Source organism: Streptomyces sp. NPDC048295 (assembly GCF_040652135.1).
Lineage (GTDB): Bacteria > Actinomycetota > Actinomycetes > Streptomycetales > Streptomycetaceae > Streptomyces.
This window is the reverse complement of sequence record NZ_JBEZLL010000003.1, coordinates 162,414-188,681: the sequence shown is the minus strand read 5'-3', so window position 1 is coordinate 188,681 and position 26,268 is coordinate 162,414. Positions and strand designations below refer to the sequence as shown.

Here is a 26,268-nt window from a genome sequence, read left to right as displayed (position 1 = left end):
GAGCCGATTGCTCTCCTCACGGCATGACACGCCCTTCCTCATCTCCCGACGCGGACTTCGGGCACACCGCCCCCCACCGCCACCGCAACCGTCGCCCCGGCCTCCGGGCGGGCATCGCCGTGACCGTCGTGATCGCCGTCGCCGCGGGCGGCGTGTACGCGGCCGGACTCGGCCCCTTCGAGCGGGACGAGCACGACAGCACCCCCGCTCCCGCGGCGACCGCTCAGGCCCGGGCGTTCCTCGCGGACTGGGCGGGCGGCCGGCTCGACAGCGCGGGTTCCCGCACCACGAGTCCCGCGAAGGCTCAGGAGGTGCTGAGCAACTTCACCTCGGGTCTCGACATCAGCGGGCCGGAGCTCACCCCGGCGCGCGCCACGAAGGAGGACGACGGCACGGTCCGGGTCGCCTTCACGGCGAAGATGCCCGTCAAGGGGCTGGGCACCTGGACCTACCGGTCCCGGCTCCCCGTCAGGGAACAGAAGAACGGGGCCTGGAAGGTCGACTGGTCCCTGTCGCTCGTCCATCCACATCTCAGTGACACCGCCAAGTTCCGCCTGGAGCGGGAGGACACTCCTGAACCGGAGGTCACCGACCGGAACGGGAAGTCCCTGACGGGCGACGCCCATCCGTCCCTGCAGCCGGTGCTGAGCCGGTTCGCCGGGGGCGGCTCCGGGCCACGCGGGGCGATCCGGCTCGTCGACCGGGTCACCGGCGAGGTCGAGGGCACGGAGACCGCGTTCGGGAAGAAGGACGGGCAGCCGTCCGACGGACCCGTGACCACGACGCTCGACGCCACCTGGCAGGCAGCGGCCGACAAGGCCCTGGCCGGCACGTCCGACGGCAAGAACGCCTCGCTCGTCGCCCTGAGGGTCGACAACGGCGAGATCCTCGCGATGGCCAACTCCCCCGCCACCGGTTTCAACCGGGCGGTCTCCGGTACGTACGCGCCCGGCTCCACCTGGAAGATCGTGACGAGCAGCGCACTGCTGCTCAAGAACGCCGTCGCGCCCGACGATGTCGTGGACTGCCCCAAGTACCTCACCGTCGGCAAGGAGTTCCACAACGTGGAGACGTCCGAGTTCCCGGGCGCCACCTTCCGGCAGGACTTCACGAAGTCCTGCAACACGGCCTTCATCAGTCTGCGGGGCAAGCTCGGTGACGCCGAACTCGGCGACGTGGCCCGGGAGTACTTCGGAGTCGGGCAGGAGTGGCACGTGGGGATCCCGTCGTTCGACGGCTCGGTTCCGGTACCCAAGGACGAGACGGAGAAGGCCGCTTCGATGATCGGGCAGGGCCGGATCCAGGCGAACCCGCTGATCATGGCATCCGTCACGGCGACCGCGGCGTCCGGCCGGTTCCATCAGCCGACCATCCTCCCCGGAGCCGAGGACAGCACCTCGACGAAGCCGCTCCCGTCGTCCGTGGTGACCCAGCTGCGCACGATGATGCGGGCCACCGTCACCGACGGGACGGCGCATGCGCTCGCCGATCTGCCCGGTGCCATCGGCGCGAAGACCGGCACCGCGGAGGTCTCCGAGAGCGAGCCCAACAACGGCTGGCTCGTCGCCCGGCGCGGCAATGTGGCTATGGCATGCGTCGTCGAACAGGGCGTCACGGGCGGCGGCTCGGCAGGCCCGATCCTGCACAGCCTCCTGTCCGCCGTCCCTGACGATCCGTCGTGATGTTGGGCTCGGGGGCCCCTTCGAGAGACCGTCGATTACGCGATCCGCCGCGTCGCCCCCGTGAAGATCGGTCGGGTTGGCTGGCATCAACAATGTCGGCACCCTGCCCCGAAAGGTCACGCATGGTGAGAAGGAGAACTCTTCACAGACCAGAAATCCGACCTGATATCGGGAAAAGGAATCCTCTTTCCGGCATAGTTCGGGCCAACCGTCTGCGCCTTCGGCGGAGACACCTCGGAAGCATCCACACAAGGCGTCGCGACTTCAAAAAAGGCTTGCCCGTTACCGCCGACAAGAACGCGAACATTGAATCCATCAGGAGTCCTGTAGTATATAGCCGGACTCTTCGATTTATTCACTGCAAGCTGCTCGTATCCCTTACTATCCCAGTAGCGCTCGATCACCCCCAGGAAGCTCCCTCGACGCTCCTCCGAGATGATCGTCATGACCGCCCGCCGCCTTTGCACATCACAGCCACCTTCGGTCGACTCCCCATGCGTCCAGTGCACCGCCGGCTTGATGGCAGCGAATGTCCCGTCGAGGATTTCATCCGCTCGCAATGCCGCCTCCTGCATGTTCATCTTTACCTCCCGCCCGGCCGATTCGCCCGATGTGCCACATCCGGCCAGGAGCAGCGCTCCAGCCATCAGCGCCATAGCTCCAGAAATCCTCATCGAGGCGCCTCCAAGGTGATCCTGTCGGAATTACCAACCACAATATTGGCAATATTGTCGGCCGAGATCTGATCTTTCCTCGGATTGAAGTAATTCGAATGCGCTGACATCTTTCCGTGGTCTTCCAAGATGGTTTCCCCATCCTTCACCGCAAACCGCGTTGCTCCGAAATTCTCGCTTGCGGGGTCGGTGCCGAACCAACGTTCATTGGGGTCGGATTGTGCGTCCTGGGCCCTGTAGCCGGCGATCCCTCCGACGATGGCTCCGGCACCACCGCCGATAACCGCTCCCGGCGGGCCGGCCATGCCGGCTCCCAAAACAAATCCGGTCGACCCTCCGCCGACCGCCCCGGAGGCCATGCCAGATGCTTCCTGATGGTTTGGGAGTTTGGTGACGATGTCGTTGTCGGCTGCACCCACGAACACGTGCCCCTTACCCACGTTGAGGTCCTGAGCGTTGTCCGCGCCAGTGCCGGGGCTTCCGACCAGGATGATGTCGTCCGCGCCGGGGATGCCACCTTTCTCCTGAGCTGCGAGCCCGACCGTGAGGGAGCCGTAGGAATGTCCAATCGCGGTGACATGCGGGGCGCTGCCCTCGTGCGTTGCAGAGATTCCCGCCATGAACGCGTTGTAGTCAGGGGCTCCCGCCTCGGCATCGTTCGTGAACATCACGCTTCTACCGCTGGCCAGGTCACTCGGTGTCACCTGCGGCGCATCGTATCCGAGCCATACGATCGAAGAGGTTCTGCTGGACAAGTCGGCTTCTTGCGCACCGATGGCCGTCTGCAACGCCCGATTCACCGTTCCGTCAGCGAATTTCGCATCCAGCTTGGTGTCGAGCCCAGGAACATATGCCGAAACGTTGTCGGCGGTGTCGGGGTTGCCATAAGCGATGATCGCGCGACCGTTTCCCTTGTCTCCGATGCCCAGCAAGTACATCGGCGGCTCGCTGCCTCTCTCCAGCTTCTCCTGGATCCCCTTCAGACCACCCAGCATGTCCCGGGAAGCGTCATCGTGCTTCACGCCGAGTTGCCCGATGAGCAGCTGAAGATTCTCGCGGTTCGCCTCATCGCGCACCAGTGCCGGAATCCCGTCCAAGTTCCCGATCACCCCCGGAAACGCGGACAGGTACTCCTCGCGCTGCTCCTGACCGAGGTGGTCCCACCACTCCTTGCGTTCGGCGGGCGACTTGTCGAGCGGAAGGTGCTTCTCCAGGTAGTTGTGGGCGGCCTCGCTCACCGCATCCACATCCGAGCCCACGTCCGCCCACGTCTTGGTGTCGACCGTGAGGCCCGGGGCCGCCCTCAGCTTGCCGAGTGCCGAGCTGTAGCGCGCATCGATCTCGTGCGCTTCCCGCATGGCGTGGGCGACGCGGTCGGCGACGTCCTGGGCCTTGGCGCGGTGCGGATTGGGGCTCTTCAGCTCGGGAGCACCCGGGCCCGGTGCGGGGTCCAGCATGCCGTCGGCATCGCGGTACAGACCCGGGTTCCCGGCACCGATGAGGCCGTTGTCGCCCACCACGGAGCCGCCGGGGATCGCGTCGCCGGTCAGTTCGTTCCTGCCGCCGGCGGGGTAGTCGATGCTGCCGTTCTCGTGGACGGTGTATCCGAGCGAGGCAGCGTCCTCAAGAGCCGCGCGCAACCGGCGCTGCGGGGGGCCGAGTTCACTGGCGAGACCGTCGAGGGTGCCTCGGACGAGACCGGTCTCGGTGTGGATGTAGTGGTAGTTCTCGCTCAGCCGCTTCAGTCGTTTCACGGCTGACCGGGCGGACTCGCTGTCCTGGGTCTTGGCGAGCTTGCCGCTCATGTCGCCGTCGACGCGTTCACGAGCAGCGTCGGCGAACGCGGAGGCCGCACGCCAGCCGTCGGCGGCATCGGTCAGCTCCGAGAGCCTGAGGTCGCGGAACCGCTGCCATGTCAGACCGAGTTCTGTGGTCATGGTCTACTCGCCCCTCCGCGTGCCCGGTACCACGACCGCCTTCGCTCTCTCCCCCACCTCGGCGTCCACTTCGGCGAGGTCCACAGCAACCTGCCGCAGCTTCGGCTCCAGAGAGCCGCACTCCTCACGGACACGGCCGAGGCGTTCGTCCCACGAGGTGAGCACGGACTTGAGTGCTGCGAGGCTGGACAGCCCGGTCAGACCGCCGACGGTGCCGTCGTGGGCCCTGCGCAGGTCCACCTTTGCGGTGATCGTGCCGGTCTGGAGATCGTCCGCCGTCCCGGCCGCCTTCGTCCACGGGCCGCCCTTGTGCCTGAGCGTTCCGCCACCGCCCCCGCCACCGGACGGTTCGGCGTGGCCGCCCTCCCCCGGAAGGCCGTTGAGCTGTAACTGAACGGTGTGCCGCTCGGCCACCTGCGCCTTGACCTGTTCCCACTCGTCCCACGCCATGCACACGCCCTCCCCCGTGACCCGGGCCACCGCCCGGGTGAGTTCTCCGGCCATGCCTGCCGTGCTCGCCGGAGATTGTCGCTCCAGACGTTACAGAACGTGTGCGCAGTGTCACGTCCGTACGGTCACTCAGGCGGACCCTGAGTATCCGTACCTACCCGCCACGGATGCGGGCCGCCGCTGACGGGTGTCGTCCGGGCGACGGGGCCGCGCTCATTCACCTTCGTACCAGGGGCTGTTGAGGCTTCCGCAGAATATTGAACAATGATTCAATCCTTGCTGGGCCGGTTGGAGCGCCACCCAGGAGTCGCGGCAGGACCGCGCTTCGTCGCGCCACGGCCGCGACGGGATGTGGAGAGTCCTGCAGTGAACCTGACGTGGATGCTGGAGAAGTCGGCTCGCGCCTCTGCCGCGAAGCCCGCCGTGGTCTCCGACCTGGGCTCGATGACCTACGCCGAGCTGCTCTCGGCCTCGAAGCGTGCGGCTGCCGTACTGCGGGAGCGCGGTGTGCGGCCGGGCGACCGCGTGGGCGTGATGATGTACAACACTCCCGCCTTCGCCGTGGCTGCGTTCGGCATCTGGCGGGCCGGTGCGGCCCTGGTGCCCATCAATCACAAGCTCACCGCGCACGAGGTGGCGTACGTCATCGGGCACGCGAAGGTGCGTGTGGCGGTCGTGGCGGAGGAGCTGGCCGCGCGCATGCACGAAGGTGCGCCCGGCGTCACCGCTCTCACCTCGGGTGATGCCGGCGGTGGCGAATTCGACCTGGGCGTCGCACAGGCGCAGGAGTGGGACGGCGTGGGCGTCGGGCCCGACGCCGTCGCACAGGTGCTGTACACCTCCGGGACGACCAGTGCGCCCAAGGGGTGCCTCCACTCGCACCGCGGTCTGTCCAGCGTGCCCGCCTACACCACCGCGGCCACGGGTCTGCGCCGCGACGACCGGTTCCTCATCGCGATGCCGATCTGGCACGCGGCGCCGCTGAACAACTGGTTCCTGTCGATGATCTACCTGGGCGGCACCGTGGTCCTGCTCAAGGAGTACCAGCCCGTCGCCTTCCTCGAAGCCGTCCAGAAGCATCGGGCCACGGCCTTCTTCGGCGCCCCCATCGCCTACCTCGCCCCGCTGAAGACACTGGAAGCGGCGGGACGTGACCTGTCCGGCTTCGATCTGTCGAGCATGCGGCTGTGGGCCTACGGCGGTGCGCCGCTGGGAGCGCGGACCGTACGGATGCTCCAGGACGCCTACGGATCCGACCGCTTCTACCAGGTGTACGGGATGACCGAAATGGGCCCCGTCGGTTCCGCTCTCTACCCCGAGGAGCAGGTCACCAAGGCCGGGTCGATCGGCGCGGGGGGAATGCCCGGCGTGGACATCCGTGTGGTCGGGTCCGACGGTTCCGACGCCCGCGCCGGCGAGACCGGGGAGCTGTGGCTGCGCTCGGGCACGCGGATGATCGGCTACCTCGACGACCCGGCGGCGACGGAGCGCGCGTTCGACGGCGACTGGTACAAGTCCGGGGATCTGGCACGCGTCGACGAGGACGGTTACCTGTTCATCGTCGACCGGCTCAAGGATGTCGTCATCACCGGTGGCGAGAACGTCTTCTCCCCCGAGGTGGAGGAGGCGCTGCGCCAGCATCCGGCGGTCCAGGACTGCGCCGTCATCGGCCGGCCGCACGAGGAATGGGGAGAGACCGTCGTGGCCGTCGTCGAGGCGAACGCGGCGGTGACCCTCGATGAGTTGCGCCGGTTCCTCGCCCCGACGCTGGCCAAGTACAAGATCCCGCGGGAACTGGTGGTGCTGCCGTCCCTCCCCCGCACGCCCTCCGGCAAGGTGATGAAACACGTCCTGCGCGAGCAGGCCCTACCGAGTGCGCACTGACCGCACCGCGCAGCACCCCACACGGGTGAACAGGGCGGCCCCTGACGCGAGGACGGGTGTCTTCTCGCCGGGGGCCGGGGAGACGCCGTCTCTCCCGCCGGGGGGCCGGAGAGACGGCGGTAAGCGCCGAAGGACCGCACGGGTGGGCGGCCGTGGGCGTCGGTGGGCGGCCGTCCGCCGTCAGTCCTCCTGCGCCGCGCGCTCGCCCGCCGTCAGTTCTCCTGCGCCGCGCGTTCGCCCGCCGTCACGATCGTCCCTTGCGCCACGGCGATCAGGCGCTCGGCCCCCTCCGAGGACGTGACGTAGATGGAGCACTGGCACACGGCCTGCCGCCGGGTGGTGGCCGTGGCCTGCGCGCGGGCGACGACGACGTCGCCGACCGCCGGCTTGATGTAGTTGATCTTGTATTCGGCGGTGAGCGCATCGCCCCCGAGGGCGAGTCCTCCCGCGAAGGTCAGCGCGTTGTCCGCCAGATAGCTGAGGACACCTCCGTGCACGAAGCCGTGCTGCTGCTGGATCTCCGGCCGGTTGGAAATGCGGATCTCGGCCGAACCGGGCCCCACCGAGGTGAGTTCGGCGCCCAGGAACATGCTGAAGGGCTGTGCCTTGAAGATGCCGTGCGCGAAATCGCTGATGTCCGTGGTCATGAGTGCCGTCCTGTCGTCGCGCGGGTGGTGACCGGAGTATCGGCGGCCTCGCCCGGACCGGTGAGCCGCTCGTCTATGTTGCTCTGGAACATCGCGAGCAGACCCTCGGCGAGCCCCAGGACGTGGTGGTCGCTGCCGCCGTGCACGAGGTGGCGTTGCACGTCCTCGGCGATGGCGAAGTCCTCCTGGTCGAACACGGTGTCGTTGGTGAACCGGAACCGCTTCTCCAGGGCGCTCTGCCCGGCGGAACCGGCGAAGTCCTCGGCCCGGTAGAGCATCTCGTGGGTCCAGATCGTCCGGTCGGGGCTCAGCGGCCAGAACGTGTTGATGGACACGTAGTCGGGATGCAGGATGAAGAAGGTGTTGGGGAAGAGCGTGTAGTACACCGAGGCGTAGTCGAGGATGCGCCACTCCTCCTCCGGCTTGAGGGTGGTCTCGCCTACGTTGGTGCGCGCCGCGGACAGCCGGATGTGCGGCCCGTCGCTGTCGTGGGCGATCACGCCCCTCTTGAAGGCGGCCGCGAGCGTCTCCCGGTGGAGGTAGGGGACGTGGTAACCCTCCAGGTACGTCTTGATCAGCAGCTTCCAGTTGGCTTCCTTGACGACCTTCGTCTTCTTGTACTGGATCAGCGAGGCCACGTCGAAGTTCACGAGGTCGTCGTAGAACGTCCCGAGGAAGCCGGGGATGTCGAGCGAGGCCCCGGGGGTCCGGGCAACCCAGATCAGGCCGCCCGCCTCCGTGGCCGGCAGTTCCACCAGTCCGTAGTCGCACGGGTTCACGCCGGGGAAGTCGTGCGCCCGGGTGATGCCCTTCAGGGCGCCGTCGAGCCCGTAGACCCAGCCGTGGAAGGGGCAGACGAAGTTCTTCACCGTGCCGGCGGGCGCCTCGGCGATCCGGGCGCCGCGATGGCGGCACTGGTTGTAGAAGGCGCGGACCCGGCCGTCCTCGCCCCTCACGACGAAGTACGGGAACTGGTCCCAGTCGCTGGTCAGATAGGCCCCGGGTTCGGCGAGCGCCGACGCGTGACCCGCGATCAGCGGGTACCGGGAGAAGGCCGAGGCGATCTCCTGCTCCAGGAGCCCCTCGTCCGTGTACTTGGTCACCGGAAGCGTGACGACCTCGTCGAGCATCTTCTCGTCGCGGCGCGTCTCGCGCAGCGCGAGAAGGCGCTTGAGCATGTCTACCTGTTCCCCGTGTTGCATCTGTCCCCCCACGTCCAGATCAAGCCATGAACCCTCGTTCAATTCATGGTACGGACGATGCAGGAGCCAGGCAACGATCCTCCGGCACGGGGGCGGGCGGGCGGTTCGGCGCACAACTGAGCGCCCGGACACAGAAGTTGCGGATGGCGGCCACCGGCCGGCCACCGACCGGCCCCCGGCACGGCGCACTGCGTGACGGTGCCGGCGGGCGCGCCCGGACGCGCCCGGACGCGCCCGGGCGCGGGACAGTCCCTGGGCACACCTGTGCCACGGCCGGCGGTGCGGGAGCCGGCCTGCTTGCGAGGATCGGGCCCGTCAGGCCTTCGGAGCCACCTTGGACAGGCCGTTGATGATGCGGTCCATCGCGTCGCCGCCCGTGGGGTCGGTCAGGTTGGCGAGCATCTTCAGGGTGAACTTCATCAGCAAGGGGTGCGTCAGACCGCGCTGGGTGGCGACCTTCATGACCTTGGGGTTGCCGATCAGCTTCACGAAGGCGCGGCCCATCGTGTAGTAGCCGCCGTAGGTCTCCTTGAGCACCTTCGGGTAGTTGTTCAGGGCCAGTTCGCGCTGGGCCGGGGTCGCGCGGGCGTGGGCCTGGACGATGACGTCCGCGGCGATCTGGCCCGACTCCATGGCGTACGCGATGCCTTCGCCGTTGAACGGGTTGACCATGCCGCCCGCGTCACCGACGAGCAGGAGACCCTTGGTGTAGTGCGGCTGGCGGTTGAAGGCCATCGGGAGGGCGGCGCCGCGGATCGGCATCGTCATGTTCTCCGGGGTGTAGCCCCAGTCCTCCGGCATCGATGCGCACCACGCCTTGAGGACCTCGCGCCAGTCCAGCTCCTTGAACGCGGAGGAGGAGTTGAGGATGCCGAGGCCGACGTTGGACGTGCCGTCGCCCATGCCGAAGATCCAGCCGTAGCCGGGCAGCAGCCGGTCCTGGGGGCCGCGCCGGTCCCACAGCTCCAGCCAGGACTCCAGGTAGTCGTCGTCGTGGCGGGGCGAGGTGAAGTACGTACGCACGGCGACGCCCATCGGGCGGTCCTCGCGGCGGTGCAGGCCCATGGCGAGGGACAGCCGGGTGGAATTGCCGTCGGCGGCGACGACGAGCGGGGCGTGGAAGGTGACCGGGGTCTTCTCCTCGCCGAGCTTCGCGTTGACGCCGGTGATGCGGCCGGTGCGGTCGTCGACGATCGGGGCACCGACGTTGCAGCGCTCGTAGAGCCGCGCGCCCGCCTTCTGCGCCTGGCGGGCCAGCTGCTCGTCGAAGTCGTCGCGCTTGCGGACCAGTCCGTAGTCCGGGTACGAGGCGAGATCGGGCCAGTCCAGCTGGAGGCGGACGCCGCCGCCGATGATGCGCAGGCCCTTGTTCCGCAGCCAGCCGGCCTCTTCGGAGATGTCGATGCCCATGGAGACGAGCTGCTTGGTGGCGCGCGGGGTGAGACCGTCGCCGCAGACCTTCTCGCGGGGGAAGGCCGTCTTCTCCAGGAGCAGAACGTCCAGTCCGGCCTTGGCGAGGTAGTACGCGGTCGTGGAGCCGGCCGGGCCTGCCCCGACGACGATCACATCCGCGCTGTGTTCGGAGAGGGGCTGCTCGGTCACGGTCGGATCTCCCGAAGACTCGAAATCGCGTGCCGCGCGGCACCTGTCCCATGCAGTCTAGGGGGGTTGGCTGATCAACTTTCCGAAGGGCTCCCAGATGTCGACCGTGCTTCCCGGCGCTCCCTCCGTACAGCTGCGCGTCCCGACCGACGAGGACGCGCTCTCCTGGCACCGCGCCTTCGACGACCCCGAGGTGATGGAGTTCTTCGGCGGTGCGCCGGAGGAGCTCTCGCTGTACGAGGAGTGGACCGCCCGGCAGCGCAGGTTCGACGCCGAACTCGGCTACTGCCTGTGGACGGTGCTGGGCGAGGACGGCGAGGTGGCCGGCTTCACCGGCGCCCAGCCGTGGCCGCGGACCGAGTACGGGCCGGTCGGCGAGATCGAGATCGGCTGGCGGCTGGCCCGGACCGCCTGGGGTCGGGGTTACGCCACCACCGCCGCGCGCCTCACGCTGGAGCGGCTGCGCGCGGCCGGGGTGGAGCGGGTGGTGGCGGCAATCGACGCGGGGAACGAACGGTCGGTGGCCGTGGCCCGGCGGCTGGGGATGGAGCGGGCCGAGAGCTTCACGACGCCGGGGACGGGCCGGGAGGCGGTCTGTTACCGGCTGGCCCTGACGCCGTGACCGCGCGGGGCGTCGCCCTCAGGGGCGCACGCCCCGGTGCAGCGCCACCACGCCGCCGGTGAGGTTGCGCCAGGCGACCTTCGACCAGCCGGCCCGCTGGAGCGCGGCCGCGAGTCCGGGCTGGTCGGGCCAGGCGCGGATGGACTCGGCGAGGTAGACGTACGCGTCGGGGTTGGACGACACCGCGCGCGCGGTCGGCGGCAGCGCCCGCATCAGGTACTCGGTGTAGACGGTGCGGAACGGTGCCCAGGTCGGCTGCGAGAACTCGCAGATCACCACCCGGCCGCCCGGCTTGGTCACCCGGTGCAGCTCGCGCAGCGCCGCGTCCGTGTCCTGGACGTTGCGCAGCCCGAAGGAGATCGTCACCGCGTCGAAGGTCTCGTCGCGGAACGGCAGCCTGGTGGCGTCGCCCGCGGTGAAGGGCAGCCAGGAGTGGCGCTTCTTGCCCTCCCGGAGCATGCCGAGGGAGAAGTCGCACGGCACGACGTACGCGCCCGTCGCGGCGAACGGCAGCGACGACGTCGCGGTGCCCGCGGCCAGGTCGAGGATCTTCTCCGCGGGCCTGGCGTGCACCGCCTTCGCGACCTCCTTGCGCCACAGCCGGGCCTGGCCGAGTGACAGCACGTCGTTGGTGAGGTCGTAGTTCGCCGCCACGTCGTCGAACATCGTGGCTACTTCGTGCGGCTGCTTTTCCAGGGAGGCTCGGGTCACCCGTCCATTCAAGCAGCCCGGTCCGCGCCGCTCCGCGCCGGTCGCAAGTCGTGACCCGGGTGGACTGAACCGATCGGTTCCCCCGACGGTCAGTACAGAAGGGGGCACCGAGCCGCCGGGATCCAGGGGAGCCCAGATGTCCGCACGAGGTTCAGGGCCAGAGGGCCGCCGAAGACGCCTGTCCGCCGCCGTGGTGGTCCCGGCGGCGCTGATCTGTGCCGCGGCCGTGCTGGGGCCCCGGTGGAGCACCGGCGCCGAGGAGAAGCCGTCCGCGCCGTCCGCACCCGCGAGTTCGCCGGGCACCGGCGCGTTCACCGTCGCCCACGCCCAGGACACCGCCGAGGGCAAGGGCAAGGGCGGAGGCAGGGGCAGGGCGTACCGGGTCGAGGTGGAGAACGGTTCGGGCGTCGACCCGGACCGGGCCGCCGCCGAGATCGCCCGGATCCTGGCCGCGCCGCGGGGCTGGTCGCACCACGGCGAGCAGACCTTCCGCCGGGTCGCCGCAGGACCGGCGGGACTCGTCATCCGTATCGCCACCCCCGCCACCACCGACGCCCTCTGCGGCGAGGGCGGCCTCGACACCCACGGCGAGGTCAACTGCCGGGTCGGCACCGACGTCATGGTCAACCTCAAGCGCTGGCAGCACGGATCGCCCGAGTTCCACGGCCCGCTCGCCGAGTACCGGGCCCTGATCATCAACCACGAGGTCGGCCACTGGCTGGGCCACGGCCACGAGACCTGCCCGGGCAAGGGCCGCCCCGCCCCCGCGATGATGCAGCAGATCTACGGGCTGAAGGGGTGTGTCTCCAACGCCTGGCCGTACGACGCGCAGGGCCGCTATCTGGGCGGCCCCGCGGTACCGTGAGCCGGCCCGACCCGCCGTACGTACGCGTCAGCTGCGGCGGAAGACCAGCCGGCCGCCGAGCACCGTAGCCACGCAGCTCCCGGCACCCTCGGCCCGCAGCGCCGCGAGGTCCGGTACGGCGAACACCGCCAGATCCGCGGGCCCGCCGACGGTCAGGGCCGCCGCGAACGCCTCGCCCGGCTCCGGCACCGAAGCCAGTGGGTCGAGCGACACGTGTTCCGGCACCGGGCCGGGGGCGAGGACGCGCAGGCCCGAGCGAGCGACCGCAGTACGCACGGCGGGGCGGGTGAACGGACCCCGCACGGCGGTCGTGCCGTGCCGCAGCATCCGTTGCAGGCCGCGCCGGGCACTGGCACCCCAGCGGGCGTCGTCCATGCCGAGTGCGGTGAGCGCGCCGCCGGTGAGCGGTTCGGTGCCGAGCTCGTCCGCCTCGCGCGGGTCCGGGTGGTAGGCGGCCTCCAGCAGCGCCGGGGCCGCCGCGTTCAGCAGCCCCGGGGTGATCAGCCCGGACCACCGCCGGATCCGGGCCCGCGGACGGGCGGCGGTCAGCTCCCCGTACGGGCCGACGGCGACGACCACGCCGCCGTCCACGGCCACGGAGTCCGCCCCTTCCGGGGCGCCGTGCACCGCGTCGGCGGCATGAACCGTCAGCAAGACGGCCTCAGTTGGCGTTGAGGAGCTTCAGCTCCGGGTGCGCCGTGCCGCCCTCGATGGCGGTGGACGAGATGTGCGAGACCACGCGCTCGTCGACCGGGTCGTTCGCCGGGTCGTCGTGCACGACGAGGTGCTCGTACGTGGTGGCTCGCTGGGCCGGCACCCGGTCCGCCTTGCGGATCAGGTCGATGATCTCCAGGCGGTTGGAGCGGTGCTTGGCACCTGCCGAGGAGACGACGTTCTCCTCCAGCATGATCGAGCCGAGGTCGTCGGCGCCGTAGTGCAGCGACAGCTGGCCGACCTCCTTGCCGGTGGTCAGCCAGGAGCCCTGGATGTGGGCGACGTTGTCGAGGAAGATCCGGGCGATGGCGATCATCCGCAGGTACTCGAAGAGCGTGGCCTGCGTCTGCCCCTTCAGCTTGTTGTTCTCCGGCTGGTAGGTGTACGGGATGAAGGCGCGGAAGCCGCCGGTGCGGTCCTGCACGTCGCGGATCATCCGCAGGTGCTCGATGCGCTCGGCGTTGGTCTCGCCGGTACCCATCAGCATGGTGGAGGTGGACTCGACACCGAGCCGGTGGGCGATCTCCATGATCTCCAGCCAGCGCTCGCCGGACTCCTTGAGCGGGGCGATCGCGGTACGCGGCCGGGCGGGCAGCAGCTCGGCGCCGGCTCCCGCGAAGGAGTCGAGACCGGCGGCGTGGATGCGCTGGACGGCCTCTTCGACGGAGACCTTGGAGATCCGGGCCATGTGCTCGACCTCGGAGGCGCCCAGCGAGTGGATGACCAGCTGCGGGAACGCCTTCTTGATCGCGGAGAAGTGCTCCTCGTAGTACTCGACGCCGTAGTCCGGGTGGTGCCCGCCCTGGAACATGATCTGCGTACCGCCGAGCTCGACGGTCTCCGCGCAGCGGCGCAGGATGTCGTCGAGGTCGCGGGACCAGCCCTTGGCGGTGTCCTTCGGCGCGGCGTAGAAGGCGCAGAACTTGCAGGCCGTGACACAGACGTTCGTGTAGTTGATGTTGCGCTCGATGATGTACGTCGCGATGTGTTCCGTACCGGCGTAACGGCGGCGGCGTACGGCGTCGGCGGCCGCGCCCAGTGCGTGCAGCGGCGCCGAGCGGTAGAGGTCGAGCGCCTCCTCCGGAGAGATCCGACCGCCCTCGGCGGCTCGGTCGAGGATGGGCTGAAGGTCGGCCTTCTCGGTCACCGGGCTGTCACCTTTCGGCGGTTTTTCAACGGATCTACGGACCGGCTCAGCGTACGCCAGCCCCTTGCGGGGTCAGCCGCCGGACCGGCTCAGCGTGCCGTACGGCAGGCCCGCGCCCCGCTCCTCGGACCGGAAACGCAGGGTTCCGTCGGCGGCCCGGGTGAAGTGGACATCGGTGGTGGTGGAGGTGCACAGGGCCGGGGTACTGGGCCGGTCCGGGTCGACGCGCTCGTGCAGGGTCACTTCCTCGGCGGTGCCGGAGGTGAGGCTGGCGACGCTGTTGCAGCTGACGGTGACCCCGAGGCTGCTGAGCTCGGTGTTCATCCGGACCACGTCCGTGCCCTTCTTCCCCGCGGTGAAGACGGCGGTGAGCGTGCCGTGCGGCTCCCCGGTGGTCTTCTCGGTGACCGGGCCCCTCCAGGTGCCGATGAACTCCTTCGGGAGTTCGGTGATCTGCTCCGGGCTCCCGGTGTCCGAGTCCGCGGGCTGTGAGGGCCCGCCGGACGGGGTGGCGGCGGGCGGGGTGCCGCCGACGTTGCCGTGATCGGCGTTGTTCCGGCCGCCGCCGCCCGGCATCAGGTCGAAGAGGAACGCGCCGCCCACGGTCACTGCGGCGAGCGCACCCGCCACCGCGAGGGCGACGGTGCAGCTCAGCCTCCGGCCCCGGTCCGCATCCGGCCGGGCCGGGCCTGAGTCCGCGCTGACGGTGACGGAGAAATGGGGGTCGGACGCGCGTGGTCCGGGCAGCCCGGACGCGTCGGTCCGCGACGGCGGCCCGGACGCCCCCGCCGTCCTGGCCGACTGGGCCGCGCCCGCGGTCGCCGGCCACGAGGGCAGGACGCCCGGGTGGGACAGCCGGGTCGGGTCGTGCGTGGGGAAGGGCTCGGCCGGCGTCCCGAACCCGCCGCCCACGCCCGCGGTCCCCGCCGCGTTCACCCCGTTCATGTCGGTGGCGCCACCGGCCCCCCACGCCGCGCTGCTGAACGGCACCGGCCCCGACTGCGCCGGCGCGTCCTGCGGCTCCAGGTCCAGCAGCGCGACCGCCGCCTGGCTGACCTCGCGCACCAGCGGCCCGGGCAACCAGCCGGCCGCCACCAGCGCGGCGGCCCCGCCCGGCGCCAGCCGCCGGGCCAGCTCCATGGGCGTGGGCCGGTCCTCGGGCTCCTTCTCCAGACAGCCGGCGATGACCTCCCGCAGGTCACCCTCCAGCTCCCCCAGCTCGGGCTCCTCGTGCACCACCTTGTAGAGGAGTACGGCCGAGGAGTCGCCGAGGAAGGGAGCGGTACCGGTCGCCGCGTACGCGAGCACCGCGCCGAGCGAGAAGACATCGGCCGCACCCGAGATGTCGGTGCCCCGGATCTGTTCCGGCGCCATGTAGCCGGGCGAGCCGACCGAGACCCCGGTGGAGGTGAGCGAGGCGGTGGCGCCGATGGCGTGCGCGATCCCGAAGTCGATCAGCCGGGGGCCGTCCAGGGCCAGCAGTACGTTGGACGGCTTCACATCGCGGTGGATGACGCCCTGCCCGTGCACCGCGGCCAGTGCCTCGCCGAGTCCGGCGCCCAGTGTCCGTACCGCGTTCTCGGGCAGCGGTCCGTGCTCGGCGACCGTGGCGGAGAGCGGCGGGCCGGCCACGTAGCCGGTGGCGACCCAGGGAATGGGCGCATCCGGGTCGGCGTCCAGAACGGGGGCCGTCCATTGCGCGCCGATCCGCCGTGCCGCGTCCACTTCGCGGCGGAAGCGCGCACGGAACTGCTCGTCGAGAGCGAAATGCGGGTGCACCACCTTGACCGCGACGGTGCGCCCGCCGGCGCTGCGCCCCAGATAGACCCGGCCCATGCCGCCCGCACCGAGCCTGCCGAGCAATCGGTAGGCACCGATGCTCAGCGGTTCGCCGGCTTCCAGCGGCTGCATATGGACTCCCCCTGTGGACCGGCCTGACCTCCGACCGAAGCCTAGGGGGCGAAGGTCATCGGGTCACAGAGGAAACCATCCGCCTATTTCGCTCCTAAGGGAACGAACAACAGCTTTCGACACAACAAAAGGCGTGAATGCGTCGTTCACCCGAGCGATTCCGGGTTCCGGCCGGGGCACGCCGCCGTCACCATCCGGGAATCGGCTATTCGAGACGTAATAACCCGAATCGAGGCCGGATCGGCGGAACCGGGAGAAGGAGGAGAAGGAACGGGAGATGCCGGGGAAGCCGGGAGAAGGGCGAGCGGGGATTAAGAGCCCGAAGTGGCCCGGGCCGGAGAAGCCCCGCTCGAAGAAGCCCCGCTCGAAAGAAGTCCCGGCCGAAGAAGTACAGGATTCACCTATATCCCGCATATCCCGGCCCCTCTCCCCGGCCCGCCGCACGGTCAGCCGCCGAGCAGCTCGACCTTCACGTCCGCCGGGAAGCCGGTCGTCGGACCGACCCGGCGCGCGAACTCCCGCACACCCGCCAGCTGGTCCGGGCCGAAGCGGAAGTCCAGGGTCGTGAAGTACCGCTCCAGCACCTCCGAGTCGAAGGCCTCCCAGCGCGCCGCCTGCTCCGCGACCTTGGTGACCTCTTCCAGGGAGAGGTCCCGTGAGGCCAGGAAGGCCTCGTGCGCCTTGTTCACGTGGTGGGGCTCGGCCGCCAGGTAGTCCTTGCGGGCCGCCCAGACAGCGAAGACGAACGGCAGCCCGGTCCACTCCTTCCACATCTGGCCCAGGTCGTGGACCTGGAGGCCGAGCCGCGGCGCGTCGTGCAGGTTGGCGCGCAGCGCGGCGTCGCCGATCAGCACGGCGGCGTCCGCCTCCTGCATCATCAGGCCGAGGTCCGGCGGGCAGGTGTAGTAGTCCGGGTCGACCCCGTACCGCTCGGCGAGCAGCAGCTGGGCCAGGCGTACGGAGGTGCGCGAGGTCGAGCCGAGCGCCACCCGGGCCCGGTCCAGCTGGTCCAGCGGCACCTGCGACACGATCACGCAGGACATGACGGGCCCGTCGCAGCCCACCGCGATGTCGGGGAAGGCGACCAGGTCGTCGGCGTTGCGCAGGAACTCCACGAGGGTGACGGGGCCGATGTCCAGATCGCCCCGGATCAGCTGCTCGCTGAGCTTCTCCGGGGTGTCCTTCGAGAGCTCCAGGTCGAGCAGGGTCCCGGTGCGTGCCAGGCCCCAGTACAGGGGGAGGCAGTTCAGGAACTGGATGTGGCCGACGCGCGGCCGGCTGCGACGGCCGTCGCCTGCGACGGTTGAGACGGTTGAATTGTCCACATCGCGAGGCTAGACCCGTGGCGCGATCCGTACGGCACCGGGGGCGCGGGGCGCCCGGTCTCACCCCGCGGGAGCCCGCATCCCACCGTACGGAAACACGGATGCCGCCCCGGCCCCGTCCGGAGCCCGTCCGGAGCCCGTCCGGAGCCGCCTGTGGAGCCGCCTGCGGGGCGCCTCGAAGACGCCCTCCGTACCCCTGGAAGTCGCCTTCGCGACACCCTCCGGTACGCCCACTTCGTCAGCTCATCAGCACACCAATCAAACATCCGAGTGAAGTGATCTTTCCCTCTACCGTTCGATACACGCTGCGTGCTAGGCTCGACGCAAGTTGCAGTTTGGTTTCCCTTGCAGTACAGAGCCTGCGGAGCATGTAACCCGCAGGCTTTTGTAGTTTTCAGACTTCTTTGCAGGTTCTGGAGCAGGGCAACCCTTTGGCCCAAGGAGGGCTTATGGCTACCGGAACCGTCAAGTGGTTCAACGCTGAAAAGGGCTTCGGCTTCATCGCCCAGGACGGCGGCGGCCCGGATGTCTTCGTCCACTACTCCGCGATCAACGCGTCCGGGTTCCGCTCCCTCGAGGAGAACCAGGTCGTGAACTTCGACGTCACTCAGGGACCCAAGGGTCCGCAGGCTGAGAACGTCACCCCGGCCTAGTTGCCCGGGTCGGCCGATCGCGGCCGGCTAGCAGTACCCAAGGAGCCCCGCTCCTCCGCTTCGGCGGGGAACGGGGCTCCTGCCTTTTCCGTTCCTCCTCATCTTCCGACGTCCGCCTTTTCCTCCGGTTCCCGGCCGCGGGGCGGCGACGCTTGACCTTGACACCGCGTGAAGGGGTGCGCTGGGAGACATCATGTTCACCATCGGAGACTTCGCCAGGTACGGGCGGGTGTCGGCCCGGATGCTGCGTCACTACGACGCCATCGGGCTGCTGCACCCCGACCGCACCGACCCCGCCACCGGCTACCGCTTCTACGGCGCCGCCCAGCTCGCCCGCCTCAACCGCATCATCGCCCTCAAGGATCTCGGCTTCACGCTCCAGCAGGTGCGGGCCGTCCTCGACGAGCAGGTGGGACCGGAGGAGCTGCGCGGGATGCTGCGGCTGCGCCGGGCCGAGCTGGAGGAGGCCATGAGGGCGGCGGCCGCACGGCTGGCGCAGGTCGAGGCGAGGCTCCGGTCGATCGAGAGCGAGGGACGCATGTCCATGGACGATGCCGTCATCAAGAACGTCGCCGCCGTACGGGTCGCAGAGCTGGCCGGCACCGCGGCGAGCTATGAACCGGAGGACATCACTCCGGTGATCGGCCCGCTGTACGACCGGCTGTTCCCGCTGCTGGACGGTACGGGCGTCGGCCAGAGCGGGCCGGGGATCGCGTACTACGAGGATGCCCCGGAAGGCGGCGGCGCCGTCGTCGTCCACGCGGGGGTCACGGTGTCCGCCCCGGTGGGCCCGCTGGGCGACACCGGGATCACGGTGGTCGAACTGCCCCCGTTCGAGGCGGCGGCCATCGTCCACCGGGGTTCGATGGACGGCGTGCTGCCGACGACCCAGGCCCTGGCCCGCTGGATCGACGCCAACGGCTACCGGTCCGCGGGATACGCCCGCGAGGTCAGCCTGGAGTGCCCCGAGGACCGGGACAAGTGGGTGACGGAGATCCAGGAGCCGGTCATCAAGGTCTGACCCGCTCCGGACACCCGCGGCAGGAGGAGAACGTGACACCCGACTCTTGAAGTGTCACGTTCTCCTCCACCGCCTAGTGTCCGCCGCCGGGTCCGGCCCACAGCCCGTCGTCCGTCAGTCCGAGCAGGTCGATCGCGTTGCGGCGCACGATCCGGTCCACCACATCGGCGTCCAGATGCCCCATCTGCGCCTCGCCGACCTCGCGCGACTCGGGCCAGGTGGAGTCGGAGTGCGGGTAGTCCGTCTCGTACAGGACGTTCCCGACGCCGATCGAGTCCAGGTTCTTGAGCCCGAAGGCGTCGTCGAAGAAGCAGCCGTAGACATGCTCGGCGAACAGCTCGGACGGCGGGCGGTGGACCTTGTCGGCGACGCCGCCCCAGGCCCGGTTCTCCTCCCAGACCACGTCGGCGCGTTCGAGGATGTACGGGATCCACCCGATCTGGCCCTCCGCGTACATGATCCGGAGGTTCGGGAACCGCTCGAACTTGCCGCTCATCAGCCAGTCGACCATCGAGAAGCAGCAGTTGGCGAAGGTGATGGTGGATCCGACGGCGGGCGGGGCGTCGGCCGAGGTGGACGGCATCCGCGAGGACGAGCCGATGTGCATCGCGATCACCGTCCCCGTCTCGTCACATGCCTGCAGGAACGGATCCCACTCGTCCGTGTGAATCGACGGCAGTCCGAGGTGCGGGGGTATCTCGGAGAACGCCACCGCGCGCACGCCGCGCGCCGCATTGCGCCGGACCTCCTCCGCGGCCAGCCGCGCGTCCCAGAGCGGGATCAGGGTGAGCGGGATGAGCCGGCCCCGCGCCTCGGGGCCGCACCACTCCTCGACCATCCAGTCGTTGTACGCGCGCACCCCGAGCAGCCCCAGCTCGCGGTCCTTCGCTTCGGTGAAGGTCTGGCCGCAGAAGCGCGGGAAGGTGGGGAAGCAGAGCGCGGACTGGACGTGGTTGACGTCCATGTCCGCGAGACGTTCGGGCACCGAGAACGAACCCGGACGCATCTGCTCGTACGTGATGATCTCCAGCTTGATCTCGTCCCGGTCGTAGCCGACCGCGGTGTCGAGCCGGGTGAGCGGGCGGTGCAGATCCTCGTACACCCACCAGTCGCCGATCGGCCCGTCGTCACCCTTCGCACCCATCACGGGCGCGAACTTCCCGCCCATGAAGGTCATTTCCTTGAGCGGTGCGCGGACGATCCGCGGGCCGCGGTCGAGGTACTTGGACGGGAGCCGGTCCCGCCAGACATGAGCGGGCTCCACCGTGTGGTCGTCCACCGAGATGATCTTCGGGAAGGTCTCCATGTTCTCCACGGTAGCGCCGATCTGACGAACCGTCAGTAATCTCGACCGGACCCCGTTCCTCAATCGTTGTCGAGGGCTTGTGCAGAGAGTCACCCACTGCTGACGTGTCCGCCCAAGACAAGGCAGACTGTTGAGCGCGATACCAGCGGTACCGAGCAATCCGGATCCACCCGCCCCGGACCGGCACATGGGCGGGCATATCCAGGCAGGCAGCGACAGAACGATGGGCGACACCGGCGGGGCGAGCAGGGCAGGAGGCGGCAATGGACCGTGACGACGGGCCACACGTGCGTGTTCCGGAGCAGCGCGCTCCGCATCAGCGGTCGGCGGGCAACGTCGATCTGCGTTTTTCCGTGCTCGGTCCGGTGCGGGCACGGCGGGACGGCGAGGCGCTGCCGTCCGGTTCCCCGCAGCAGCGGGCCCTGCTGGCTGCGCTGCTCCTGCGCGACGGCCGCACGGCCACCGCCGCCGAACTCATCGACGCCATCTGGGGCGACGAGCCGCCCTCGCAGGCACTCGCCACCATACGCACGTACGCCTCCCGGCTCCGCAAGGTGCTCGACCCTCAGACGCTGGTCAGCGACGCCGGCGGGTACGCGATCCGGGCCGGCCACGACGCCCTCGACGTGACGGTGGCCCGGGAACTGGCGGCCGACGCGGACAAGGCCCGCGCCTCCGGCGACCGCGGCCAGGCCCGGGCCCTCCTCGACAAGGCGCTCGGGCTGTGGGACGGCGAGGCCCTGGCCTCCGTGCCCGGACCGTACGCCGAGAACCAGCGCACCCGGCTGGAGGAATGGCGCCTCCAGCTCACCGAGACCCGCCTGGACCTGGACCTGGAGGTCGGCTGCCACGCGGAGGCGGTCTCCGAGCTGACCGCGCTCACCGCCGCGCACCCCCTGCGGGAACGGCTGCGCGAACTCCTGATGATCGCCCTGTACCGCAGCGGCCGTCAGGCCGAGGCGCTGGCCGTCTACGCGGACACCCGCCGGCTGCTCGCCGACGAACTGGGCGTCGACCCGCGCCCCGAGCTCGCCCAGCTCCAGCAGCGCATCCTGCGGGCCGACGAGGAACTCGCCCGCCCCGCGGACGAACCGGCGCCGGCCCCCGCGCCGGTACGCCCCGCCCAGCTCCCGGCCACCGTCCCGGACTTCACCGGCCGCGCCTCCTTCGTCCGCGACCTGGGCGACCGGCTGGCGACCGCCGAGGGTTCGGTGATGGCCGTCTCGGCGCTGGCCGGCATCGGCGGCGTCGGCAAGACCACCCTCGCCGTGCACGTCGCCCACCGGGCACGCCAGCACTTCCCCGACGGCCAGCTGTACGTGGACCTCCAGGGGGCGGGCGCGCGGGCGGCGGAGCCGGAGACGGTCCTCGGCGCGTTCCTGCGCGCGCTGGGCACCGCGGACTCGGCGATCCCCGACTCCCTGGACGAACGCGCCGCCCTGTACCGCTCCACGCTCGACGGCCGCCGCATCCTGGTCCTCCTCGACAACGCCCACGACGCGGCGCAGGTCCGCCCCCTGCTCCCCGGCACAGCGGGCTGCGCGGCGCTGATCACCAGCCGCGTCCGGATGGTCGACCTGGCCGGTTCCCATCTGGTCGACCTGGACGTGATGTCCCCCGAGGAGGCGCTCCGGCTCTTCACCCGCATCGTGGGCGAGGAGCGCATCAACTCCGAGCGCGAGGCCGCCCTGGACGTGGTCGCCGCCTGCGGCTTCCTCCCCCTGGCCATCCGCATCGCCGCCTCCCGCCTGGCCGCCCGCCGCACCTGGACGGTCTCCGTCCTGGCCGCCAAGCTCGCCGACGAACGCCGCCGCCTGGACGAGCTCCAGGCGGGCGACCTCGCGGTGAAGGCCACCTTCGAACTCGGCTACGGCCAGCTGGAACCCGCCCAGGCCCGCGCCTTCCGCCTCCTCGGCCTGGCCGACGGCCCCGACATCTCCCTCGCCGCGGCGGCGGCCCTGCTCAACCTGGAGGCCCACACGGCGGAGGACCTCCTGGAGGCCCTGGTGGACACCAGCCTCCTGGAGTCGGCCGCCCCCGGCCGCTACCGCTACCACGACCTCGTGCGCCTCTACGCGCGTTCGTGCGCCGAGCGGGACGAGGAGCCCCCGGAGGAGCGGGAGGCGGCGCTGTCGCGGCTGCTGGACTTCTACCTGGCGACGGCGGCGGGGGTGTACGCGCTGGAGCGGCCGGGGGACCGGCTGGTGGACCATCTGGAGCCGACGGAGTGCGCGGGGCTGTCGTTCAAGAGCCGGCACGCCGCTCTGGACTGGCTCTACGCAGAGGCGACCAACCTCCTTTCCTGCGTGTGTCAGTCGTCGCATCCTCACACTCTGCGCCGCGCCGTCGACCTCCTGTACGCCGCCCTCGATCTGGGCGAGTCGGGAGCGAACTCCAAGCAGTACGAGGCAGCAGCGGTCACGGTTCGAGAAGCCACAAGGGGCTGTGGCGACGCCAGGGCAGAGGGCCGGGCCGTCATGTCCCTGGCCAATGTGCACCAACTGGCGGGGCGGTTCGATCACGCCGACCGCGAGGCCCAGGAGGCCCTGCGGCTGGCCGACACGGTCAAGGATCTCCTGCCTGCCTGCTGGGCCTCGAACGCCCGAGGCATCATCGCCCTCTACCAGAACCGTCACACCGACGGCGAGGCGTTCCTCACGCAGGCCATCGAAGCGTTCAGGAATGATGAGAACCGACCGGGCGAGGCCAGTGCCCTGTGCAACCTGTCCCGCATACACCTCGCCACAGGGCGAACAGAGAGTGCAATCACTCTGGCCCAGTCGGGCATTGAGATCTATGACTCCCTGAGGCACGCGCTGCGCGGCGCGAACGGCCGGTACGCTCTGGGCCTCGCGCTCACTCAGAGCATGAAGCTCTCGGACGCCACGAACCAGTTGAACCACGCCTTGGAGGTCTTCCGCGACAGTCGGCAACGGCTGTGGGAAGGAATGACGCTGTTCCGACTGGCCGAGGTGGAGATCGCCTCCGGCCGCCCGGCCCAGGCGGCCCAGTACTCCGAGTCGGCGCTCACCGTCCTCCGCGGAATCGGTGGCGACTGGCGGCGTGGAAACGTACTGACCGTCCTCGGACGGGCGCTTGACGGCATAGGGCAGACCGGGCGCGCCCAAGTCTGCTGGCGTGAAGCTCTCGGCATCTACGAGGAACTCGGCTCTCCCGAGGCCCAGGACGTCCGGTCGCTCCTGGCTCCGGCCGCAACCTGACGAACGACACGTTCATCGTTCGTTTATCGCAGTCCGCCATTCTCGTACCAGTCGATCCGTCGCGTCGGGGGGCAGACGGGGGCGACAGGGGCCTCGCCATTAAGGTGAGCGGCCCGAGAGGCCCGTCCGGCAGTCCACGGGGGAACAGCCGGACGGGCCTCGGCAACCGCTGCACACAGCACCCAGAGATGGAGAGTTGACCACCATGGCCAACGCGAAGAAGCAGGACCCGATCACCAAGCCGGCTGACCAGCACGCGACCGGCGAGCCGGAGACTCCGGTCACCACGCAGGACCAGCACGCGACGGGCGAAGAGGTAACCACTCTGGACCAGCACGCCACGTCGGAACCGTTCAAGCCGGTTCGATAGACCTAACCCGCACGGGGAGCGGCCGCGGCGGCGCGGAGGGGGAGCCGTCGCGGCCGCTGCATGTCTGCATGGACACGGTCAACATAATCGCGCCAATGTTCGAATACTTTTCGCCAGGGGGTACCGCCATCACCCCCGCTGTCACTAGCGTCACTTCACGTCCAGATGCTTGTTTCCACCCCAGGAGTTGGAATGACCCGCACGAAGAAGACGCTCGTCGCCGCCGCGTTCGCCGTGGCTCTCGGCCTCGGCGCGGCCACTCCGGCGCTGGCCGACAGCCACATGACTGGCGACACGCATGCGACTGGCGACACCCACGCCACCGTGGTCACCCCGCAGGACGAGAACCACGCCGGCTGAGCCACACCCGCGCGCAGAGAGAGGGGCCCGAGCCACCAATCGGGCCCCTCTCTCCGCGTTCTCCGACCCGGATCGCCGTCCGAGATCTGCCGCGGACTGCCGCCGCCGTACTTGTGCGACTGGAACACGGGGAGACGGTGACAGTTGTCCCCAGGCAACCGCCTCTGCTCACCCGACGCGCTGCACCTCTCCGCGGCAAAAGGGTTGGGGCAGACCCTTCCGCGGCAAAAGGGTTGGGGCAGACCCTCGTCGCCTTCGCCGCATATGACAAACGGCTCATCGAATCCACACGGTCGCTGGGGACTGCCCGTCGAGAGCCCCGGAGCAGCCCGCCCCGTCAGCCCGCCCGCCCCCGCAGCTCCCCCTTCACCACCTTGCCGCTCGCGTTGCGCGGGAGTTCGGTCACGAACTCCACCGCCCTGGGGACCTTGTAGTTCGCCATCTCGCGGCGGGACCAGGCGATCAGGTCGTCGGCCGTCAGCGTCGTACCCGGCCGCCGCACCGCGTACGCCTTGCCGACCTCGCCCAGGCGCGGGTCGGGGACGCCGATCACCGCGACGTCGGCGACGTCCGGGTGCAGGCCGAGGAGCTGTTCTATCTCGGCCGGGTACGCGTTGAAGCCGCCGACGATGAACATGTCCTTGATCCGGTCGGTGATCCGCAGGTTGCCCGCCTCGTCGAGGACGCCCACGTCTCCGGTGCGGAGCCAGCCGTCGGGGGTGATCGCGGCGGCCGTGGTCTCCGGGTCCTCGAAGTACCCCTGCATCACGTGGAAGCCGCGGACCAGCACCTCGCCGGGCATGCCGGGGTCGGCCAGGACGCGGATCTCGGTGCCCGGGATCGCCCGGCCGGACGTCGAGGCGATCGTCCCGGCGGGGTCGCCGCGGCGGCACATCGTGACGATGCCGCTCGCCTCGGAGAGGCCGTACGCGGTGAGGACGGTGGTGATGTGGAGCTCGGTGCGCAGGCGTTCGACCAGTTTCAGCGGGACCACCGCCGCGCCCGTCACCACCAGGCGCAGGGCGGAGAGGTCGTGGGCGGAGCGTGCCGGGTGGTCCAGGAGGGACTGGTGGAGGGTGGGCGGGCCGGGTAGCACCGAGATGCGTTCGGCGGCGATGTTGGCCAGGACCGTGTCCACGTTGAAGACCGGTTGCGGGACCATCGTCGCGCCCCGCATCAGGCAGGCGATGATGCCCGCCTTGTAGCCGAAGGTGTGGAAGAACGGGTTCACGATCAGATAGCGGTCGCCCTCGCGCAGATCCGCCAGCTCGCTCCAGATCGCGTAGCAGCGCAGCGTCTGGGCGTGGGTGATGACGGCGCCCTTGGGCCGGCCCGTGGTGCCCGAGGTGTAGATGATGTCGGAGGGGGCCGCGGGGGCGATCGCGTCGGCCCGGGAGCGTACCGCCGCACCGGACACCCCCTCCCCCGCCGCCAGGAAGTCCTTCCAGGTGACGTAGTCGTCGGGGGCGGCGTCCGCCAGCACCACCACCTTCTCCAGGCATGGGAGTTCGGCCTCCGCCCGGCGCAGCGACGCCACGTACGAGGTGCCGAGGAAGGTGCCGGTGACGAAGAGGAGCTTCGCCCGGCTGCGTTGCAGGATGTACGCCGCCTCGCTGCCCTTGAAGCGGGTGTTGAGGGGGACGAGGACCGCTCCGGCCGTCACCGCCCCCAGCGCGGAGACGATCCAGTCCAGGGTGTTCGGGGCCCAGACCGCGACCCGGTCCCCCGGCTCGACGCCCGAGGCCATGCACGCGGCGGCGGCCCGGTCCACGCGCTCGCCGAGTTCGGCGTACGAGATCCGGGTGCGGCCCTCGACGACCGCCTCCCGGCCCCCGTACCGCCGCGCCGCCGCCCGGACCAGCTTCGGGATGCTGCCCCACTCCTCGTCGCCGCGCATCGTTCGCCTCCCTGACGCAGTAGCTGACTATCCGTCAGATTAGCTGTAGCCTCAGCCGCTGTCAGCA

General features: G+C 69.9%; 22 protein-coding genes. 9 read left to right on the top strand and 13 right to left on the bottom strand.

Annotation, left to right across the window (positions count from 1 at the left end):
• Window positions 1–23 precede the first annotated feature (23 nt).
• Complete coding sequence (locus AB0D53_RS05390; protein WP_362440451.1) at window positions 24–1,682, top strand: penicillin-binding transpeptidase domain-containing protein; 1,659 nt, start codon at window positions 24–26, stop codon at window positions 1,680–1,682.
• Window positions 1,683–1,798: 116 nt separating this feature from the next.
• Here AB0D53_RS05390 and AB0D53_RS05385 read toward each other — a convergent pair whose 3' ends face one another.
• From AB0D53_RS05385 to AB0D53_RS05375, 3 genes are read right to left on the bottom strand one after another with little or no spacing between them, the layout of a single operon-like run.
• The gene (locus AB0D53_RS05385) at window positions 1,799–2,338 is read right to left on the bottom strand and encodes a hypothetical protein (protein WP_362440448.1); all 540 of its coding nucleotides are present in this window, start codon (window positions 2,336–2,338) and stop codon (window positions 1,799–1,801) included.
• Between the two features lie 14 nt (window positions 2,339–2,352).
• Complete coding sequence (locus tag AB0D53_RS05380) at window positions 2,353–4,293, bottom strand: alpha/beta hydrolase (protein WP_362440445.1); 1,941 nt, start codon at window positions 4,291–4,293, stop codon at window positions 2,353–2,355.
• Between the two features lie 3 nt (window positions 4,294–4,296).
• A complete protein-coding gene (locus tag AB0D53_RS05375) occupies window positions 4,297–4,797 on the bottom strand; it encodes an amino acid ABC transporter permease (RefSeq protein WP_362440442.1) in 501 nt (166 codons plus the stop codon).
• Window positions 4,798–5,109: 312 nt separating this feature from the next.
• Between AB0D53_RS05375 and AB0D53_RS05370 the strand changes: the two genes are divergently transcribed.
• The gene (locus AB0D53_RS05370; RefSeq protein ID WP_362440439.1) at window positions 5,110–6,627 is read left to right on the top strand and encodes an AMP-binding protein; all 1,518 of its coding nucleotides are present in this window, start codon (window positions 5,110–5,112) and stop codon (window positions 6,625–6,627) included.
• Window positions 6,628–6,839: 212 nt separating this feature from the next.
• On the opposite strand, the gene AB0D53_RS05365 is transcribed toward AB0D53_RS05370, so the two are convergent.
• The 3 genes from AB0D53_RS05365 to AB0D53_RS05355 all read right to left on the bottom strand — a co-directional run bounded on the left by AB0D53_RS05365 (window position 6,840) and on the right by AB0D53_RS05355 (window position 10,078).
• The gene (locus AB0D53_RS05365) at window positions 6,840–7,274 is read right to left on the bottom strand and encodes a PaaI family thioesterase (RefSeq protein WP_362440436.1); all 435 of its coding nucleotides are present in this window, start codon (window positions 7,272–7,274) and stop codon (window positions 6,840–6,842) included.
• Complete coding sequence (locus tag AB0D53_RS05360; RefSeq protein WP_362440431.1) at window positions 7,271–8,452, bottom strand: aromatic ring-hydroxylating dioxygenase subunit alpha; 1,182 nt, start codon at window positions 8,450–8,452, stop codon at window positions 7,271–7,273. The genes AB0D53_RS05365 and AB0D53_RS05360 overlap by 4 nt, the downstream gene beginning before the upstream one ends.
• Window positions 8,453–8,791: 339 nt before the next feature.
• Window positions 8,792–10,078, bottom strand: a complete 1,287-nt coding sequence (locus AB0D53_RS05355) for a geranylgeranyl reductase family protein (RefSeq protein WP_362440428.1) — start codon at window positions 10,076–10,078, stop codon at window positions 8,792–8,794.
• A 97-nt stretch (window positions 10,079–10,175) separates the two neighbouring features.
• On the opposite strand from AB0D53_RS05355, the gene AB0D53_RS05350 reads away from it, so the two are divergent.
• Window positions 10,176–10,700, top strand: a complete 525-nt coding sequence (locus tag AB0D53_RS05350) for a GNAT family N-acetyltransferase (protein ID WP_362440425.1) — start codon at window positions 10,176–10,178, stop codon at window positions 10,698–10,700.
• Window positions 10,701–10,718: 18 nt separating this feature from the next.
• On the opposite strand, the gene AB0D53_RS05345 is transcribed toward AB0D53_RS05350, so the two are convergent.
• On the bottom strand, window positions 10,719–11,411 hold the full coding sequence (locus tag AB0D53_RS05345; protein ID WP_362440422.1) for a demethylmenaquinone methyltransferase: 693 nt from the start codon (window positions 11,409–11,411) through the stop codon (window positions 10,719–10,721).
• Window positions 11,412–11,547: 136 nt separating this feature from the next.
• Between AB0D53_RS05345 and AB0D53_RS05340 the strand changes: the two genes are divergently transcribed.
• Entirely contained in the window at window positions 11,548–12,276 is a 729-nt protein-coding gene (locus tag AB0D53_RS05340) for a DUF3152 domain-containing protein (protein ID WP_362440419.1), read from the top strand.
• Window positions 12,277–12,303: 27 nt separating this feature from the next.
• Here the strand turns inward: AB0D53_RS05340 and AB0D53_RS05335 are convergent, their stop codons facing one another.
• The 4 genes from AB0D53_RS05335 to AB0D53_RS05320 all read right to left on the bottom strand — a co-directional run bounded on the left by AB0D53_RS05335 (window position 12,304) and on the right by AB0D53_RS05320 (window position 17,373).
• Complete coding sequence (locus AB0D53_RS05335) at window positions 12,304–12,930, bottom strand: hypothetical protein (RefSeq protein WP_362440416.1); 627 nt, start codon at window positions 12,928–12,930, stop codon at window positions 12,304–12,306.
• 7 nt (window positions 12,931–12,937) lie between these two features.
• Window positions 12,938–14,137 (bottom strand): cyclic dehypoxanthinyl futalosine synthase, encoded by a 1,200-nt coding sequence (mqnC, locus tag AB0D53_RS05330; protein WP_266415686.1) that lies wholly within the window; start codon window positions 14,135–14,137, stop codon window positions 12,938–12,940.
• A gap of 72 nt (window positions 14,138–14,209) precedes the next feature.
• Window positions 14,210–16,048 (bottom strand): serine/threonine-protein kinase, encoded by a 1,839-nt coding sequence (locus AB0D53_RS05325; protein WP_362440411.1) that lies wholly within the window; start codon window positions 16,046–16,048, stop codon window positions 14,210–14,212.
• A 446-nt stretch (window positions 16,049–16,494) separates the two neighbouring features.
• Window positions 16,495–17,373 carry a menaquinone biosynthesis protein gene (locus AB0D53_RS05320; protein ID WP_329818515.1) on the bottom strand — a complete coding sequence of 293 codons (879 nt, stop codon included), beginning with the start codon at window positions 17,371–17,373 and terminating at the stop codon, window positions 16,495–16,497.
• Window positions 17,374–17,822: 449 nt separating this feature from the next.
• Here AB0D53_RS05320 and AB0D53_RS05315 point away from each other — a divergent pair, with 449 nt between their 5' ends.
• Both AB0D53_RS05315 and AB0D53_RS05310 read left to right on the top strand, forming a co-directional pair.
• The gene (locus AB0D53_RS05315; protein WP_003967102.1) at window positions 17,823–18,026 is read left to right on the top strand and encodes a cold-shock protein; all 204 of its coding nucleotides are present in this window, start codon (window positions 17,823–17,825) and stop codon (window positions 18,024–18,026) included.
• A 193-nt stretch (window positions 18,027–18,219) separates the two neighbouring features.
• The gene (locus AB0D53_RS05310; RefSeq protein ID WP_362440408.1) at window positions 18,220–19,047 is read left to right on the top strand and encodes a MerR family transcriptional regulator; all 828 of its coding nucleotides are present in this window, start codon (window positions 18,220–18,222) and stop codon (window positions 19,045–19,047) included.
• A 73-nt stretch (window positions 19,048–19,120) separates the two neighbouring features.
• Here the strand turns inward: AB0D53_RS05310 and AB0D53_RS05305 are convergent, their stop codons facing one another.
• Window positions 19,121–20,353, bottom strand: a complete 1,233-nt coding sequence (locus tag AB0D53_RS05305) for an amidohydrolase family protein (RefSeq protein ID WP_362440405.1) — start codon at window positions 20,351–20,353, stop codon at window positions 19,121–19,123.
• A 263-nt stretch (window positions 20,354–20,616) separates the two neighbouring features.
• Here AB0D53_RS05305 and AB0D53_RS05300 point away from each other — a divergent pair, with 263 nt between their 5' ends.
• The 3 genes from AB0D53_RS05300 to AB0D53_RS05290 all read left to right on the top strand — a co-directional run bounded on the left by AB0D53_RS05300 (window position 20,617) and on the right by AB0D53_RS05290 (window position 24,304).
• On the top strand, window positions 20,617–23,574 hold the full coding sequence (locus tag AB0D53_RS05300; protein WP_362440402.1) for a BTAD domain-containing putative transcriptional regulator: 2,958 nt from the start codon (window positions 20,617–20,619) through the stop codon (window positions 23,572–23,574).
• Between the two features lie 205 nt (window positions 23,575–23,779).
• On the top strand, window positions 23,780–23,944 hold the full coding sequence (locus tag AB0D53_RS05295; protein WP_362440399.1) for a hypothetical protein: 165 nt from the start codon (window positions 23,780–23,782) through the stop codon (window positions 23,942–23,944).
• A gap of 192 nt (window positions 23,945–24,136) precedes the next feature.
• Entirely contained in the window at window positions 24,137–24,304 is a 168-nt protein-coding gene (locus tag AB0D53_RS05290; protein WP_362440396.1) for a hypothetical protein, read from the top strand.
• Window positions 24,305–24,641: 337 nt separating this feature from the next.
• Here AB0D53_RS05290 and AB0D53_RS05285 read toward each other — a convergent pair whose 3' ends face one another.
• Window positions 24,642–26,201 carry a FadD3 family acyl-CoA ligase gene (locus tag AB0D53_RS05285; RefSeq protein WP_362440393.1) on the bottom strand — a complete coding sequence of 520 codons (1,560 nt, stop codon included), beginning with the start codon at window positions 26,199–26,201 and terminating at the stop codon, window positions 24,642–24,644.
• Window positions 26,202–26,268 lie beyond the last annotated feature (67 nt).

What these genes read in the sequence shown, in the direction of transcription:
- AB0D53_RS05380 (WP_362440445.1), bottom strand. Translation starts at nt 4,293, where the DNA reads ATGACCACAGAACTCGGTCTGACATGGCAGCGGTTCCGCGACCTCAGG.
- AB0D53_RS05295 (WP_362440399.1), top strand. Translation starts at nt 23,780, where the DNA reads ATGGCCAACGCGAAGAAGCAGGACCCGATCACCAAGCCGGCTGACCAG.
- AB0D53_RS05385 (WP_362440448.1), bottom strand. Translation starts at nt 2,338, where the DNA reads ATGGCGCTGATGGCTGGAGCGCTGCTCCTGGCCGGATGTGGCACATCG.
- AB0D53_RS05310 (WP_362440408.1), top strand. Translation starts at nt 18,220, where the DNA reads ATGTTCACCATCGGAGACTTCGCCAGGTACGGGCGGGTGTCGGCCCGG.
- AB0D53_RS05305 (WP_362440405.1), bottom strand. Translation starts at nt 20,353, where the DNA reads ATGGAGACCTTCCCGAAGATCATCTCGGTGGACGACCACACGGTGGAG.
- AB0D53_RS05340 (WP_362440419.1), top strand. Translation starts at nt 11,548, where the DNA reads ATGTCCGCACGAGGTTCAGGGCCAGAGGGCCGCCGAAGACGCCTGTCC.
- AB0D53_RS05325 (WP_362440411.1), bottom strand. Translation starts at nt 16,048, where the DNA reads ATGCAGCCGCTGGAAGCCGGCGAACCGCTGAGCATCGGTGCCTACCGA.
- AB0D53_RS05360 (WP_362440431.1), bottom strand. Translation starts at nt 8,452, where the DNA reads ATGCTCAAGCGCCTTCTCGCGCTGCGCGAGACGCGCCGCGACGAGAAG.
- AB0D53_RS05375 (WP_362440442.1), bottom strand. Translation starts at nt 4,797, where the DNA reads ATGGCCGGAGAACTCACCCGGGCGGTGGCCCGGGTCACGGGGGAGGGC.
- AB0D53_RS05350 (WP_362440425.1), top strand. Translation starts at nt 10,176, where the DNA reads ATGTCGACCGTGCTTCCCGGCGCTCCCTCCGTACAGCTGCGCGTCCCG.
- AB0D53_RS05315 (WP_003967102.1), top strand. Translation starts at nt 17,823, where the DNA reads ATGGCTACCGGAACCGTCAAGTGGTTCAACGCTGAAAAGGGCTTCGGC.
- AB0D53_RS05300 (WP_362440402.1), top strand. Translation starts at nt 20,617, where the DNA reads ATGGACCGTGACGACGGGCCACACGTGCGTGTTCCGGAGCAGCGCGCT.
- AB0D53_RS05290 (WP_362440396.1), top strand. Translation starts at nt 24,137, where the DNA reads ATGACCCGCACGAAGAAGACGCTCGTCGCCGCCGCGTTCGCCGTGGCT.
- AB0D53_RS05365 (WP_362440436.1), bottom strand. Translation starts at nt 7,274, where the DNA reads ATGACCACGGACATCAGCGATTTCGCGCACGGCATCTTCAAGGCACAG.
- AB0D53_RS05285 (WP_362440393.1), bottom strand. Translation starts at nt 26,201, where the DNA reads ATGCGCGGCGACGAGGAGTGGGGCAGCATCCCGAAGCTGGTCCGGGCG.
- AB0D53_RS05390 (WP_362440451.1), top strand. Translation starts at nt 24, where the DNA reads ATGACACGCCCTTCCTCATCTCCCGACGCGGACTTCGGGCACACCGCC.